The following is a 15,712-nucleotide window of genomic DNA, read 5'->3' on the forward strand; positions in this document are numbered from 1 at the left end:
GGCGCGTGGAGGCTCTCTGGGCGGGGGGGTGTTACTTGCGGTAGGCGTCGATCAGCGCCTTGCCGTCGGGCCCGGCCTTGTCCAGCCATTCCTTGAGCATGGTGTCGCCCACCTTGGCCATGTCGGCCTTCAGCTGGCTGCTGGGCGGCACTACCTGCATGCCCTCGGCCTTGAGCTTGGCCAGCGTGTCCTCGTTCACGCGGCGGCTGGCGGCCCAGCCGCGGGTCTCCGCGTCGGCGGCGGCCTTGAGCACGGCTTCCTGCACGGGCTTGTCCAGCGCATCGAACGCCTTCTTGTTCATGATGAGCGCGTTCTTAGGTAGCCAGGCCTGGGTGTCGTAGTAATACTTGAGGTGCTCGTAGAGCTTGCTGTCCACGCCCGTCGCGCCCGAGGTCATGGTGGACTCCACCACGCCGGTGGCGAGCGCTTGCGAGAACTCGGCGGCCTGCACCGTCACCGGCTGCGCGCCCACCAGCTCGGCGATGCGCGCGGTGGCGGGGCTGTAGGCGCGCCACTTGATGCCCTTCAGGTCGGCGGCGTTGTTCACGGGCTTCTTGGTGTAGATGCCCTGCGGCGGCCAGGCCACGGCGTACAGCAGCACCATGCCTTGCTCGGCCAGCTTCTTCTCCAGGAAGGGCTTTTGCGCCTTGTACAGCTTCATCGACGCGTCGTAGCTGTCGGCCAGGAAGGGCAGGCCGTCCACGCCGAAGATCTGCCATTCGTTCTGGAAGTTGGCGAGCAGGATCTCGCCGAGCTGCGCCTGCGCGCCCTGCACGGCGCGCTTGATCTCGGGCGCCTTGAACAGTGCGGCGTTGGCATGCAGCGTGATCTTGAGCTTGCCTCCTGACCCCTTGTCCACGTCGCTGATGAACTGCGCCAGGTTCTCCGTGTGGAAATTGGTGGCCGGGTAGGCGGCGGCCAGGTCCCACTTGGTCTGGGCATGCAGGGCGGGGGCGCACAGGCCGGTGAGGGCAGCCAGTGCAACGGCGGCAAGGTTTCGACGCTTCATCTCGGGGGTCTCCGCAAGGGTTGAGAAGAGAGGGGGCTCAGCGCGTTCACTGTAGCGGGGGCCACAGGGAAACGGCCTAGGTGATTCACCTGAATGTCGATAAATTGCCGGCAAATCATCGGGCTGCTCCCTACAATCAATCGACATGCACATCCCATGCCAATGCCATCTGTCGCTTTTGGCGCAGTCCTCGGAGTGAAACCATGACCGCAGCCGCCAGACCCAAGTCCCCGGCTCCCGCTGCCACTGCCAAGGTGGGCAAGGCCGCCAAGGCGCGCGGGCCCATCGTGTCGTCCGCGCATCTGGTGTCGGACCGCAGTGCGGAGATGAGCGAGTTCGAGTTCGGCCTCATCGTCGCGGGCAATGCGTTCCACCGCTGGGTGGTGCACTGCATGGCCGCGGCCGGTCTGCGCGACCTCACGCCGCTGGACGTGGTGGTGCTGCACCATGTGACGCACCGCGCACGCGACAAGCGGCTGGCCGACATCTGCTTCATCATGAACGTGGAAGACACGCACGTGGTGAACTACTCGCTCAAGAAGCTGCTGGCGCTGGGCGTGGTGGCCTCCAGCAAGAACGGCAAGGACGTGACCTACGCCGCCACCGAGGCGGGGCGCGCCCATGTGCAGCGCTACCGTGAGATCCGCGAGAGCTGCCTGATCGATGCGCTGAATGCCGACGACGGCCTGAACCGCGACATTGGCGAGCTGGCGCGCCTGCTGCGCGTGCTGTCCGGCATGTACGACCAGGCGGCCCGTGCCGCGGCGTCCATGTGAAAAATGCTATTTATTTGATAGCTGTTAGCGCTTGTCGGTAAAGCGCTAGAGACCTGTTTGGCTTGAAGTGCCGACGGGCGATGGCAGATGCGTGGCAATGTCCTGCCAGGCCTGCACGCCGGCCAGGGCGGTGTGCATCTGCACCGTGTGCGCAAAGCGGAAGGCGTCGCCGTGCACCGTCTCGTCGGGGAACTCGGTGATCAGCGTCACCGGCGCATCGTGCGACGTCTGCGACTGCATGCAGGCGATGCCCTCCAGCACCTCGAAGGGCAGCGGGCCTGCGTGGTGCTCGTAGAGGGCCCGCTGGCGTGCGTTGAAATCTGCCAGCCCCGGCACTTGCCGCAGGCGCGCGCACACGGCCTCCAGCAGCGCACGCGCGGGCAACTGCCAGCCGGCGTGGTAGCGCAGGATGAGGAAGAATCCCTTGGGCAGCATCCACTGCTCGAATCCACGCGGCACATAGCCCGACAGCGGTCGCGTCCACTCATGCGCGGGGTAGCCATGCAGGTTCACATGCAGTTGCGCGCCCGACAGCGCCAGCGCGGTCTGGCGGGCCTCGCGCTCGTAGAGCGGCGCGTGGTCGCGGTATTCCACATCGTCGCCCAGCGCGGTGTAGCGCGCGGCATGGTGCATGTGGCCCGGGTGGCGGGCGCACAGCGCGCGGTGCAGAGCGTAGCCGTCGGGGTTCTCCAGCGCGATCAGCGCGAAGTGCGCGCCGGGTTGCGCCTGCAGCACTTCGGCGGCGCGCAGCGCGCCCACGATGCCCGATGTCTCGTTGGCATGCTGGCCCGCACTGATGAACACCGGTGCCTGCGTGCCCGCGTGGTACTGCCCCCATACGGTGCGTCCCTGGCGTGACCGGGCACTGAAACGTTGCGCGGGCCAGGCGTGCAGGGTCTGGGTGATGCGATCAGGGGCAGGGGACTCGGCCAGCGTCGCCAAACTGTCCGGGGCGTGGGCCGTTGGGTGGGCTGGCAGGTCGTCGGCGCACGCCGCGAAGGGCAGCAGGTCCACCTGTACGTGCGGAGCGCCGTCGCCCGCGCGCACGTCGGGCACGATCTGCCCGGGCTGCAACCGGCGGTCGCCCACGGGGCGGCCGCTGTGCTGTTGGAAGAACTCCAGCAGCGTGAAGTACAGGTCCTCGTGCAGCGCCTCCAGGGTGCTTATGGTCTCGCCGGTGGCGCCCACGGGCTGCTCGTAGCCCGGCAGGTCCACGCGCAGCAGCAGGCGGTCGAAGTACGGCTCATGGTCCGGCCACGCGTGACTGCGCACCGCCTGCACCGCCGCGGCGAAGGCCTGCTCGTAGTCGGTGCATACGGCGGTGTCGATCAGGTCGGCAGCGCCTTCCTGTGTGCCCACGCGCAGCCAGCCGGTGGGCGAGAGCACCGTGGCGCCCGTCATGTCGGTGTGTACGCGGTTGGGTGCGTGCACGTGCTGCACGGTGCGGGTGCCGTCGCGCGGTTCCAGTTCCACGTGGTAGCCGCCACTGGCGTCGTCGTGGGGCTCCATGTGCAAGATGCCGCCCCCCAGCAGGGCGGCGAGCGGATAGGCCTCCAACCGAAAGCGCTGTGCAGGCCCGTGCGCCGCCAGCGGGTAGCGCACGCGGGCCTGCACCACCTGGGTGCAATCCACGTGGTCCATGAAATGCTGTACCAGCGGCTTGTAGGCACTGTGAAAGCGGGCATGCACGCCTGCGGCTGCCAGCTGCTGCGCCGCAGCAAGGCGCGCGGCCTGGCTTTCGAACACCCAGCCTTCCACGTGGCAGCCGCGCCAGCGCGGCTCGCCAAAGCGCTGTACCCAGGTGTGCAGCGTGCGCTCCAGTGGCAGGTCAAGCAGCCGGGAACCTGTGGCGGCGGGCGGTTGGGTCATATGCGTGGGCGGGGTGGTGAATATCCGGTATGGATCATGCAGGCTTGCAGATAAATTATCGGTAAATTGTGGGTTCTTTCTCCGCAATGTTTCACACGCGGCACACAAAGGAAACGGGTATGGCAAAGAAACTCTGGCAGTTCTGGGTGGATCGGGGGGGTACGTTCACCGATATCGTGGGCCGGCGCCCCGACGGCAGCCTGGTGACGCACAAGCTGCTCTCCGAGAACCCCGAGCAGTACCGCGATGCGGCGGTGGCGGGCATCCGCCACCTGCTGGGGCTGGCGCCGGGCGAGGCCGTGACGCCTGAATTGGTGGAGTGCGTGAAGATGGGCACCACTGTGGCCACTAACGCGCTGTTGGAGCGCAAGGGGGAGCCCACGCTGCTGGTTACTACGCGTGGCTTCAAAGACGCGCTGCGCATCGCCTACCAGAACCGTCCGCGCATCTTCGATCGGCACATCTTGCTGCCGCAACTGCTGTACAGCCGCGTCATCGAGGCGCAGGAGCGCATGGGCGCGCACGGCGAGGTGGTACAGCCGCTGGAGGAGGACCACCTGAAGGAGCGTTTGTGGGCCGCTTATGACGCCGGCTTGCGCAGCGTGGCCATCGTGTTCATGCACGGCTACCGCTATCCCGCGCATGAGGAAGCAGCCGCCCGCCTGGCGCTGGCTGCCGGGTTCACGCAGGTCAGCACTTCGCACGGCACCAGCCCGCTGATGAAGTTCGTGAGCCGGGGCGACACCACCGTGGTGGACGCGTATCTGTCGCCCATCCTGCGGCGCTACGTGCAGCAGGTGGAGGCCGAGATGCCGGGCGTGCCGCTGTATTTCATGCAGTCCTCGGGCGGGCTCACGGATGCGCACCGCTTCCAGGGCAAGGACGCGATCCTCTCCGGGCCGGCCGGCGGCATCGTGGGCATGGCGCGCACGGCGCAGATTGCGGCGCAGGCAGAGGCAGCGCCAGGGGCCGGTGCGGCCGCCACGCAGCCGCCGGTGCGCGTGATCGGTTTCGACATGGGCGGCACGTCCACCGACGTGAGCCATTTTGCGGGTGAGTTCGAGCGCGAGTTCGAGACCCAGGTGGCGGGCGTGCGCATGCGTGCGCCCATGATGAGCATTCACACGGTGGCCGCGGGCGGCGGTTCCATCCTGGAGTTCGACGGCGCCCGTTTCCGCGTAGGTCCCCAAAGCGCCGGCGCCAACCCCGGTCCCGCCAGTTACCGCCGCGGCGGCCCGCTGGCCGTGACCGATGCCAACGTGATGGTGGGCAAGATCCAGCCCGCGTACTTCCCGCGTGTGTTCGGCCATGGCGCCGACGAGCCGCTGGACGCGGTCGTGGTGCGCGAGCGTTTTGCGGCGCTGGCGGGCCAGACCGCAGGAGCGGCAGATGGCGCAGCTGCGCTGACGCCCGAGGCTTGCGCGCATGGCTTCATCCAGATCGCGGTGCAGCAGATGGCCAACGCCATCAAGAAGATCTCCGTGGCGCGCGGCTACGACGTCACGCACTACACGCTGCAGTGCTTTGGCGGCGCGGGCGGCCAGCACGCCTGCCTGGTGGCCGATGCATTGGGCATGCAGCAGGTGCTGGTGCATCCGCTGGCGGGCGTGCTGTCGGCCTACGGCATGGGGCTGGCCGACCAGAACGTGATGCGTGAGAAGGCGGTGGAGGCACGCCTCACACCCGAGGCGCTGCCCGGCATCACGGCCACGCTGGATGCACTGGCCGAGGCCGCCGAGGCCGAGATGGCGCAAGAGCGCCTCTCAGGCGGCGACATCGTGGTGCGTCGGCGAGTGCATGTGCGTTACGAGGGCACCGATTCGGCGCTGGCCGTGCCCTTTGGCGACCTCCAGGCCATCACGCGGGGCTTCGAGGCCGCGTACCGCCAGCGGTTTGCCTTCCTCATGCAGGGCAAGGCACTGATGGTGGAGGCGGTGTCGGTGGAAGCCGTGGTGGCGGGCGATGCGCCGGTCGAGCATGCGCAGGATCTGCAGCCCGAGCGCGAAGTGCCGCGGCGCGACACCGTGCGCATGTTCACCGTGGGCACGGACGGTACACCGGCCTGGCACGACGCCGCGCTGGTGGTGCGCGAAGACATGCGCCCCGGCGACCTGCTGCAGGGCCCGGCCATCATTGCCGAGAAGAACGCTACCACGGTGGTAGAGCCGGGCTGGCAGGCACGGCTCACGTCCCTGGACCATCTGGTGTTGCATCGCCACCTGCCGCGCGCCCAGCGCCATGCCGCGGGCACGCAGGTGGACCCGGTGCTGCTGGAGGTGTTCAACAACCTGTTCATGAACATTGCCGAGCAGATGGGGCTGCAGCTGCAGAACACCGCGTACTCGGTGAACATCAAGGAGCGGCTGGACTTCAGCTGCGCGCTGTTCGACGCCGAGGGCCAACTGATTGCCAACGCGCCCCACATGCCGGTGCACCTGGGATCCATGGGCGAGAGCATCCGCACCGTGATCGCACGCAACCGCGGCCACATGCGGCGCGGCGACGTGTTCGTGCTGAACGACCCCTACCATGGCGGCACGCACCTGCCGGACATCACCGTGATCACGCCGGTCTATATCGGTGACGACGACGAGGCGACCGAGCCCACCTTCTATGTCGGCAGCCGCGGACACCATGCGGACGTGGGGGGCACCACGCCGGGGTCGATGCCGCCGTTTTCCACGCGCATCGAGGAAGAGGGCGTGCAGATCGACAACGTGAAGCTGGTGGATGCCGGCGTGCTGCGCGAAGCGGAGATGATTGCGCTGCTGGAGAGTGGCGAGTACCCCAGCCGCAACCCGCAGCAGAACCTGGCCGACCTGAAGGCGCAGATCGCCGCCAACGAGAAGGGCGTGCAGGAGCTGCGCCGCATGGTGGAGCACTTCGGCCTGAGCGTGGTGCAGGCCTATATGCAGCATGTGCAGGACAACGCCGAGGAGTCCGTGCGCCGCGCCATCACGCGGTTGGCCGCGCGCGTGCAGGACGGGCATTTCACCCTGCCGCTGGACAACGGCGCGCAGATCACCGTGGCCGTGCGCATTGACGCGGCCACGCGCAGTGCGGTGATCGACTTCACCGGCACCAGCGCGCAGCAGTCCAATAACTTCAATGCGCCCACGGCGGTGTGCATGGCCGCGGTGCTCTACGTCTTCCGCTCGCTGGTGGAGGACGACATTCCGCTCAACGCCGGGTGTCTCAAGCCCCTGCAGGTCATCATTCCGCCGGGCTCCATGCTCAACCCCAACCCGCCGGCATCGGTGGTGGCGGGCAACGTGGAGACCTCCAGCTGCATCACCAACGCGCTGCTGGGCGCCTTGGGCGTGTCGGCGGCCAGCCAGTGCACGATGAACAACTTCACCTTCGGCAACGCGCGCTACCAGTATTACGAGACCATCTCGGGCGGCAGCGGGGCGGGCGGCCAGTTCGACGAGGCGGGTGCGCTGGTGGGGGGCTTTGATGGCACGAGCGTGGTGCAGACGCACATGACCAATTCACGCCTGACCGATCCGGAGGTGCTGGAGTTCCGCTTCCCCGTGCGGCTGGAGAGTTACGCCATCCGCGCCGGTTCGGGCGGCGGCGGCCGCTGGAAGGGCGGCGATGGCGGCGTGCGCCGCATCCGCTTCCTGGAGCCCATGACCGCGAGCATTCTGTCCAACGGCCGGGTGCACGGCGCCTTCGGCATGGCGGGTGGGCAGCCGGGCATGCCCGGCGTCAACCGCGTCGTGCGTGCGGACGGCCGGGCAGAGCCGCTGCAGCACATCGGGCAGGCGCAAATGGAAGCGGGGGATGTGTTCGAGATCCACACGCCGGGCGGTGGTGGCTTTGGTGGCCGCTGAGTGCGTTTGAATGAAACAAGGCTCTAGCGCTTGATGGTCAAGCGCTAGTAGCTATATTTTCAATAGCAAATCACGAGTCGAGCGTGCTGCTGTCCGCCACGCGGCTGAGGCTGGGCGGCACCTTCTCGCCCGCGCGGCGCGCGCGAAACAGCGCGGCGCGCATCAGGAAGATGTTGGTCACGGGAACGGTGATGGCGATGAACAGGGCAATCAGCAGCGCATGCAGCGCCAGGCCGTTGCCCGTCACGGAGAAGTACACCAGCGTGGCGTGCATGATGCACCAGCAGCCCATCGTGGCGATGATGGAGGGTGCGTGCACGCGCTCGAAGTAGGTGGCCAGGCGCAGCAGCCCCAGTGACCCCATGAACGCGATGGCCGCGCCGCACAGCACCAGCGCGGACAGCACGATGTCCAGCCATAGCGGCAGTGCGTCGCTCATTCGATCACCTCGCCGCGCAAGAGGAACTTGGCCATGGCCGTGGAGCTGACGAAGCCCAGCAGCGCGATCAGCATGGCGGCCTCGAAGTAGTTGGTGCTGCCGTAGTAGATGCCCAGTACCAGCATGAGCAGCATGCCGTTGAGGTACATGCAGTCCAGCGCCAGCACGCGGTCCTGCGCGGCGGGGCCCTTGAGCAGGCGCACCAAGCACAGCACCATGGCCGCGGCCAGCAGGAACATGGCGATGGGCAGCGCCCAGGACAGTACGGAACCGGTCATTCGAAAATCTCCATCAGCGGGCGCTCGTAGCTCGCCTTGACGTGGTCGATGATGGCCTGCGCATCGTCCACCTCCAGCACATGCAGCATCAGCAGGCTGCGGTCCAGCGACAGCTCGGCCCAGGAGGTGCCAGGGGTGATGCACACGATCATGGCCAGTACGGCGAGGGCGTTGGGGTCGCGCAGCTCCAGCGGAATCTTGACGAAGTCCGGCGGGTGGCGGCGCTGCGACGGCAGCAGCAGAAAGCGCAGCACGGCAAGGTTGGACCGCGTGGTGTCCACCATCACCGTGAAGCACAGCCGGATGATCGTGCCGAGGTGGCGCACGCGCACCTTCTGCGGGCGCAATTCGCTGAACAGCACCGGCAGGCCCCATGCGAGTACCAGTGCCAGCAGGACGTGGCCGATGCTGGTGGTGTGGTTGAGCAGCAGCCACATCACGAATAAACCCAGGGAGACCAGCGGGGCGGGCAGCAGCTTCTTCATCATGGCGCGGCCTTCGTGGTGGCAGAGCTTTCCGCGCGCTCAGGCGTCGGCGTCGTGGTGGGGCCGGGAATGGGCGCGGCCGTCATCACGGCGCGTACATACGTGCCCGGCGCATGCAGCCCGTTGGCCGTTGCCTCGGTGAAACGCATCACGCCGTTGGCCTGCAGGGTGAGCGCCACGCAGGCCCCCAGCAGTATGGCGATGGGCAGCCCCTCCATCACGCGCAACTGGGGCGTGGGGCGGTCGTGCGCGGCCCAGAAGTGGCGTATGCCCGAGCGCGTGAGCGCCAGCAGCGCCAGCAGACCCGTGGCGATCATCAGCGCGATCAACGTCCAGCCCGGCAGGCCGGGCTGTGTGCCGGCCGAGGAGCCGAGCCCCAGCGGGTTTACCAGCGCCGTCAGCATCGCGAACTTGCCGATGAAGCCGGACAGCGGCGGTAGGCCCGCAATCACCAGCGTGCAGGCCATGTAGGCCAGACCCAGAAACGCGGCCGCGGCGGGGATGACGCGGCCGACCAGCACTTCCTCGTCCTCGTCCAGGTTCAGGCCGGTGGTGGGCATCAGCTCGGGGGTGAGGAAGGGGGCCACGTCGTCCAGTTCGTAAGGCGCCAGCGACGCGCCATCGTTGCGCCAGCGGTCGATGAGGTCGGCCAGCAGGAACAGCGCGCTCACGGCCAGCGTGGAGCTGGGCAGGTAGTACAGCAGCCCGGCGGTGAGCGCGTTCTGCCCGAAGCCTGCCGCCGCCAGCAGCGTGCCCGACGACAGCACGGCCGCATGACCGGCCAGGTGGGTGAGGCGCTGCGAGGCCATCATGCCGATGGCGCCGAAGGCCATGGTGACCATGCCACCGCCGATCAGCCACAGGCTGCCGAACAGGGAGGAGGGACCGGCCTCGCTGCTGAACATCAGCGTCCACAGGCGCAGCAGCGTGTAGATGCCCACCTTGGTCATCAGGGCGAACAGCGCGCCCACGGGCGCCGTGGCCGCGCTGTAGGCCGGCACCAGCCAGAAGTTCAGAGGCCACACGGCCGCCTTGATGAGAAACGCCGTGGCCAGGATGGCGGCCGCCGAGTGCAACAACCCCCGGTCGGCGGCCGACACCTGCGGGATGGCCTGCGCCAAGTCGGCCATGTTGAGCGTGCCGGTGATGCCGTAGAGCATGGACGCGCCGATCAGGAACAGCGAGGACGCCGCCAGGTTGATGGCGATGTAGTGCAGGCCGGCCTGCACGCGCGTGCGGCCGGCGCCGTGCAGCAGCAGGCCGTACGAGGCTGCCAGCAAGATCTCGAAGAAGACGAACAGGTTGAACAGGTCGCCCGTGAGGAAGGCGCCCCCCAGCCCCATGAGCTGCAACTGGAACAGCGTGTGGTAGTGCACGCCGGCGCGGTGCCAGCGCGCACCGGCGAACACGATGGAGCACAGCGCCACGAAGCCCGTCAGCAGCAGCATCATGGCCGAGAGCCGGTCCAGCACCAGCACGATGCCGAACGGCGCCGGCCAGTTGCCCGGCAGGTACACACCCATGGTCGCGGGCGCTCCGGATTCGTGCGACCACAGCAGCAGCGCCACGGCCACCAGCAGCCCGAGCAGGGTGGACAGGATGTTCAGGCCCAGCTTCAGGCGCTGCTGCTCTTCCTTCATGGTGAGCAGCAAAGCGGCCGTGAGCATCGGCAGCCCGATGGGCGCCAGCATCAGGTGCGGCATGAGCAGGGAGGTCAGCTCCGCGATGCGGCTCATGGCATCTCCTGCGTTTCACGCGAGTGCGAGCCGTCCACGTGGTCGGTGCCCGACATGCCCCGCGAAGCCAGCAGCACGACGAGGAACAGTGCGGTCATGGCAAAGCCGATCACGATGGCGGTGAGCACCAGTGCCTGGGGCATGGGGTCGGCGTAATGCTGCAGGTCTTGCGGCACGCCGGGCACGAGCACGGGCTCCTTGTCCACGGCCAGACCCAGGCGACCCATGCTGAAGATGAACAGGTTCACGGCATACGACAGTAGCGACAGGCCCATGATGACCTGGAAGGTGCGGGGGCGCAGCAGCAGCCAGACGCCCGAGCCCGTGAGCACGCCGATGGACAGAGCCAGCACGATTTCCATCAGACGGCTCCTTGTGTGGCCGGGACGGCTGCTTGCTCGCTAGCCGCTTGTTGTTCTTCTTCCATGAGACGGGCGTGGTAACGGTGGCTGCGCACCGACTGGTGGGCGATGGCGGTAAGGATGAGCAGCGTGGAGCCGACGACGAGCGCGAACACGCCCATGTCGAAGAACATGGCGCTGGCCACGTGGAGGTCCCCGATCAGCGGCAGGTGCAGGTGCGCGGTGTGGCTGGTAAGGAACGGATAGCCCAGCGCCACGGCGCCCAGTCCGGTGCCCAGCGCCAGCAGCAGGCCGGAGGCGATCCAGCGCCGCGGATACAGGGGCAGGTGCGCCTCGACCCACGACGTGCCCGAAATGATGTACTGCAGCACCAGCCCCACCGAGAACACCAGCCCCGCCACGAAGCCGCCGCCCGGCTGGTTGTGCCCGCGCATGAAGAGGTAGAAGGCCACCAGGGCCGAGAACGGCAGCAGCAGCCGGACCAGCACCGCGGGCACCATCAGGTAACCGATGGCCGTATCGGTGGCGTTGCGCGGGTTCAGCAGGTCGGTCTGTAGATCGGCCGGCAGGTAGCGCTGCTGCTCGGGCAGGTCCATGGTCTCCACTGCGGGGCGAAAGCGCCGCAACAGCGCATACACCGTGAGCGCCACGATGCCCAGCACCACGATCTCGCCGAACGTGTCGAACCCACGGAAGTCCACCAGCATGACGTTGACCACGTTGGTGCCGCCGCCCTCGGTGAGGGCGCGCTCCAGGAAGAACGTGGAGGTGCTCTGCGCGAAGGGCCGGCTCATCATGGCAAATGCCAGCCACGCCATGCCGCCGCCCGCGGCGACGGCCAGCAGCAGGTCGCGCACGCGCCGCGTGCGCGCCAGCGCGGCGCTGGCGGGCGAGGCGGGCAGGCTTTCGTCGCGCTTGGGCAGCCAGCGCAGGCCCAGCAGGATCAGGATGGTGGTGACCAGTTCCACGGCCAGTTGTGTGAGTGCGAGGTCTGGCGCAGAGAACCACAGGAAGGTGATGCAGACGCACAGCCCTGCACCGCCCATGAGGGTCAGCGCGGCCAGGCGGTGGTACTTGGCCTGCCAGGCCGAGGCCACGGCGCAGACCATGCCCAACGCCCAGATCAGCACGAAAGCGGGCGACAGCGGCAGCGTGCCCCGATCTCCCAGCTGCAAGCCACGTGTGTACAGCGGCATGGCGGCGCCCACGAGCGTGACGAGCACCAGCCACAGCATCTGCCACTGCAGGCGGCGCGTGGACAGCAGGCGCCGCCCGCTGTGCCCCCAGCGCGTGATCTGCACCAGCACTGCCTCGAACACGCCGCGTCCGCTGACGCGGTGCATCAGTGGGGCGGCGTTGATGCGGCCTTGCTTGCGCTCCCAGCGCAACACCATGTACAGGGCGGTGCCGCCGACCAGCGCCACCAGGCTCATCATGAAGGGCGTGTTGAAGCCGTGCCAGACCGCCAGGCTGAAGGCCGGCAGTTCGCCCCCCACCACCGGCAGCGCCGCGGCATTCAGGTACTGGCCGATCGACCACGCGGGCAGCACGCCCACCACCAGGCAGGCGCAGACCAGCAGCTCCACCGGCACGCGCATCCAGTGCGGCGGCTCATGGGGCTCGTGCGGCAGGTCGGTCGCGGGGGGGCCCCAGAACACATCGACGATGAAGCGCAGCGAATAAGCCACGCTGAACATGCCCGCGACGGTGGCCGCGATCGGCAGTATCTGGGCCACGGCCGGCGCAGCGTCGAAGAACACCGTCTCCGCGAAGAACATCTCCTTGGACAGGAAGCCGTTGAGCAGCGGCACGCCCGCCATGGCGGCGCTGGCGACCGTGGCCAGCGTGGCGGTGACGGGCATCATGCGCCGCAGGCCCGAGAGGCGCCGTATGTCGCGCGTGCCGCTCTCGTGGTCGATGATGCCCGCGGCCATGAACAGCGACGCCTTGAACGTGGCGTGGTTCATGATGTGGAACACGGCGGCCACGGCGGCCAGCGGGCTGTTGAGGCCCAGCAGCAGCGTGATCAGGCCCAGGTGCGAGATCGTGGAATACGCCAGCAGGCCCTTGAGGTCGTTCTGAAACATGGCCGCGTAGCCGCCGATGAGCAGCGTGGCCAGGCCCGCGCCGCCCACCAGCCAGAACCACGGCTCGGTGCCGCCCATTACGGGCCACAGCCGTGCCAGCAGGAAGACGCCCGCCTTCACCATGGTGGCCGAGTGCAGGTACGACGACACGGGCGTGGGCGCAGCCATGGCGTTGGGCAGCCAGAAGTGGAACGGAAACTGCGCACTCTTGGTGAACGCCCCCAGCAGCACCAGTACCAGCGCCGTGAGGTACATGGGGTGGTCGCGCACCAGCTCGGCTGCGCCCAGCACGCGGTCCAGGTCATAGCTGCCCACGATGTGGCCCAGCACCAGCACGCCGGCCAGCAGGCACAGTCCGCCCGCGCCCGTCACGGTGAGGGCCATGCGCGCGCCCCGGCGGGCGTCTTCACGGTGGTGCCAGTAGCCGATGAGCAGGAACGAGAACAGGCTGGTGAGCTCCCAGAAGAACACCAGCTGGATGATGTTGCCCGACAGCACCACGCCGGCCATGGCGCCCATGAAAGCCAGAAAGAACGAGAAAAAGCGCGGCACCGGGTCCGCCGGCGACATGTAGTAGCGCGCATACAGCACCACCAGCGTGCCAATGCCGAACACCAGCATGCTGAACATCCAGGCGAACCCGTCCATGCGGATGACCAAGTTCAGGCCCAGGGCAGGCAACCAGGTGATCTCCTCGCGCAACACGCCCGCTTCGGCGATCTGGGGGAAGTACAGCGCCGTTTGCACCGTGCAAAACAGCGCGACCAGGCCCGCGAGCGTGGACTCGGTATTGCGCGCATTCGCGGGCAGCACGGCCGCCAGCAAGCTGCCCACAAAGGGAAGAAGAATGAGGAGGGTCAGAGGCATCAGCGTCTGATTCTAGGGCGTCGCCCCTTCCCGCGTGCTATGAAAACCCGAGCAAGTGGCGGCGAATACGCTGCCGTCCAGCGCGTTATGGCGCGCGGCTACCGGTGTGTGTCAGCGTGAGGAGGGGCTGTCGCCGACCCCCGCGCCGGAGGCTGCAGTCGCGCCCGCGGGCGTTGCTACGGCTGGATAGGCGGCGCCATTGACGGTGAGCCCCTGCGCCGACAGCCGGGCGGCGGCCGAGGGGCCGATGCCTTTCACCCGTGCGATCAGGTCGCTCCAGTCCTGGAAGGGCCCGCGTGCCCGCTCTGCCAGGATGCGCGACGACATCGCAGGCCCAATGCCCCTGACGCCATCCAGGTCCGCTTCGCGTGCGTGGTTCACGTCCACGCCGGCCAGCGCGACGGCGGCATGCAGCAGCACGAGCGCTACGCTCGCATGCCGCAGGGCCGGAGGCATGCGCACGGCTACAGTTCTTCGACGCGACGCGCTGGATAACTGTCCCAGGTCTGGCAGCCCGGGCATTGCCAGAAGTGCTGGCGTGCCTCGAACCCGCAGGCTGCGCAGCGGTAGCGCGTGAGCGGCTTTGCCGCTTGTTCCAGCGCGCGCTGGATCTGCGGGTGGAACTGCTCATGGGTCAGCGTCTCGCCTGCCAGCCACTTCGTCGCGGCGACCAGGGAGGGCTCGCGCTCCAGGTGGCGCACGTACCACTCGCGCCCGACGGCCGCAGTGTTCGCGTTGGCAGCCTCCAGCGCCACCACGGCTTCCAGCAGATCCAGGGATGGCATGTCCTCGTAGTGGTGCTGCAGCAGCGCCTGGGCCTGCGGCGCTTGTCCCGTGGCGGTGGCGGTCTCCACCAGCAGCGGTGCGGCCAGCGGCAGCGCGGCGGGTGCAGCCTGGGCGAGCGCTTGCAGGGTGTCGAAGGCCGCTTCGGGCTGGCCCTGGCGCTGCTGCAGCCGCGCCAGCTCGATGCGCGCGCGCGGCGCCTGGGGCGCCGTGGCCAGGGCCTGCTCCAGCAGCGCCTGGGCGGCGGGCAGTTCGCCATGGGCCGCCAGCGCCAGCGCCTGCTCGCACAGGTAGTGCGCCAGCCGGGTGCTGAAGTCGCCCTGCTGCGCATCGTGCATGCGCCGTGCAATGTCCGACGCCTGTGGCCAGTCGCGCGAACGCTCGTAAATGGCCAGCAGGGCCATGCGTGCCTGGCCCTCGAAGGCGCTGCCCTCCAGGCGGCGCAGTGCGTCTTCCGCGCGGTCGAGCAGGCCTGCCTTGAGGAAGTCCAGCGCCAGTGCATGCTGTGCGCGCTCACGGTCGGCGCGGCTCAGGTCGCCGCGCGACAGCAGGTGCTCGTGCACCCGCACGGCGCGGTTGTACTCGCCGCGGCGGCGAAACAGGTTGCCCAGGGCGAAGTGCAGTTCGGTGGTGTCAGGGTCGTTCTGCACCGCCTCGATGAAGGCATCGATGGCCTGGTCTTGCTGCTCGTTGAGAAGGTAGTTCAGGCCCTTGAAGTAAGCCTTGGGTGCGCGGCGGTTCTCCTCGCGCATCTGCCGCAGGTCGAAACGCGAGGCGAACCACCCCAGCCCGAAGGCCAGCGGCAGCCCCAGGAAGATCCAGCTCAGGTCAAATTCCATGGACGGGTGGCTGCGGCAGGGCGGGGTCGACCGCCGCCGGAGATGCGGTAGGGGATGCGGCGGTGGGCGCGGCGGGGCGCGGCAAGGCCTGGTGCGCGCGGCGCGCAGCGCTGCGGTGGCGCCACCAGCGCGGCACCATGCCCAGCACGCCCACGGCCACGCCAAGCGCGAAGGCCGTCAGCACGATCAGTACGGCCGGTGCCGTCCACTGCGTGCCGAAGAAAAAGTACACCGTGGCGTCCTGCTGGTTGTTCAGCGCGAACGCGAACAGGGTAAAAAAAATGGCTGCCTTGAGCAGCCACAGGAGGTATTTCATGCGTCTCCCCAGTGGTGGCGAGATTCTACG

Annotated in this window: 13 protein-coding genes; 2 read left to right on the forward strand and 11 right to left on the reverse strand. The window is 68.1% G+C overall.

Features of this window, described 5'->3' with window-relative positions:
• Positions 1-31 precede the first annotated feature (31 nt).
• Positions 32-1,009, reverse strand: a complete 978-nt coding sequence (locus AC1PPL_RS18455) for a TRAP transporter substrate-binding protein (protein WP_015912994.1) — start codon at positions 1,007-1,009, stop codon at positions 32-34.
• A gap of 203 nt (positions 1,010-1,212) precedes the next feature.
• Here AC1PPL_RS18455 and AC1PPL_RS18460 point away from each other — a divergent pair, with 203 nt between their 5' ends.
• Positions 1,213-1,785, forward strand: a complete 573-nt coding sequence (locus tag AC1PPL_RS18460; protein WP_015912995.1) for a winged helix DNA-binding protein — start codon at positions 1,213-1,215, stop codon at positions 1,783-1,785.
• A 45-nt stretch (positions 1,786-1,830) separates the two neighbouring features.
• Here AC1PPL_RS18460 and AC1PPL_RS18465 read toward each other — a convergent pair whose 3' ends face one another.
• Positions 1,831-3,654 (reverse strand): M14 family metallopeptidase, encoded by a 1,824-nt coding sequence (locus tag AC1PPL_RS18465; protein ID WP_479973893.1) that lies wholly within the window; start codon positions 3,652-3,654, stop codon positions 1,831-1,833.
• A 119-nt stretch (positions 3,655-3,773) separates the two neighbouring features.
• Between AC1PPL_RS18465 and AC1PPL_RS18470 the strand changes: the two genes are divergently transcribed.
• Entirely contained in the window at positions 3,774-7,490 is a 3,717-nt protein-coding gene (locus AC1PPL_RS18470) for a hydantoinase B/oxoprolinase family protein (protein WP_479973894.1), read from the forward strand.
• A 70-nt stretch (positions 7,491-7,560) separates the two neighbouring features.
• Here the strand turns inward: AC1PPL_RS18470 and AC1PPL_RS18475 are convergent, their stop codons facing one another.
• The 9 genes from AC1PPL_RS18475 to AC1PPL_RS18515 form a co-directional block, all read right to left on the reverse strand.
• Entirely contained in the window at positions 7,561-7,929 is a 369-nt protein-coding gene (locus tag AC1PPL_RS18475; RefSeq protein WP_011805679.1) for a monovalent cation/H(+) antiporter subunit G, read from the reverse strand.
• Positions 7,926-8,207, reverse strand: a complete 282-nt coding sequence (locus AC1PPL_RS18480) for a K+/H+ antiporter subunit F (protein ID WP_011805678.1) — start codon at positions 8,205-8,207, stop codon at positions 7,926-7,928. The genes AC1PPL_RS18475 and AC1PPL_RS18480 overlap by 4 nt, the downstream gene beginning before the upstream one ends.
• Positions 8,204-8,695 (reverse strand): Na+/H+ antiporter subunit E, encoded by a 492-nt coding sequence (locus AC1PPL_RS18485; RefSeq protein WP_015912998.1) that lies wholly within the window; start codon positions 8,693-8,695, stop codon positions 8,204-8,206. Before AC1PPL_RS18485 ends, AC1PPL_RS18480 begins: the two co-directional genes overlap by 4 nt.
• Positions 8,692-10,428 carry a monovalent cation/H+ antiporter subunit D gene (locus AC1PPL_RS18490; protein ID WP_015912999.1) on the reverse strand — a complete coding sequence of 579 codons (1,737 nt, stop codon included), beginning with the start codon at positions 10,426-10,428 and terminating at the stop codon, positions 8,692-8,694. Before AC1PPL_RS18490 ends, AC1PPL_RS18485 begins: the two co-directional genes overlap by 4 nt.
• Positions 10,425-10,790: a Na+/H+ antiporter subunit C gene (locus tag AC1PPL_RS18495; protein WP_011805675.1), complete on the reverse strand. Its 366-nt coding sequence runs from the start codon at positions 10,788-10,790 to the stop codon at positions 10,425-10,427. The genes AC1PPL_RS18490 and AC1PPL_RS18495 overlap by 4 nt, the downstream gene beginning before the upstream one ends.
• On the reverse strand, positions 10,790-13,744 hold the full coding sequence (locus tag AC1PPL_RS18500; protein ID WP_479973895.1) for a monovalent cation/H+ antiporter subunit A: 2,955 nt from the start codon (positions 13,742-13,744) through the stop codon (positions 10,790-10,792). The genes AC1PPL_RS18495 and AC1PPL_RS18500 overlap by 1 nt, the downstream gene beginning before the upstream one ends.
• A gap of 111 nt (positions 13,745-13,855) precedes the next feature.
• The gene (locus tag AC1PPL_RS18505; protein WP_479973903.1) at positions 13,856-14,200 is read right to left on the reverse strand and encodes a ComEA family DNA-binding protein; all 345 of its coding nucleotides are present in this window, start codon (positions 14,198-14,200) and stop codon (positions 13,856-13,858) included.
• An 8-nt stretch (positions 14,201-14,208) separates the two neighbouring features.
• Entirely contained in the window at positions 14,209-15,366 is a 1,158-nt protein-coding gene (gene lapB, locus AC1PPL_RS18510; protein WP_284465211.1) for a lipopolysaccharide assembly protein LapB, read from the reverse strand.
• Positions 15,356-15,682: a LapA family protein gene (locus AC1PPL_RS18515; protein WP_479973896.1), complete on the reverse strand. Its 327-nt coding sequence runs from the start codon at positions 15,680-15,682 to the stop codon at positions 15,356-15,358. The genes lapB and AC1PPL_RS18515 overlap by 11 nt, the downstream gene beginning before the upstream one ends.
• Positions 15,683-15,712: the final 30 nt, after the last annotated feature.

Source organism: Diaphorobacter sp. B2A2W2 (genome assembly GCF_056730635.1).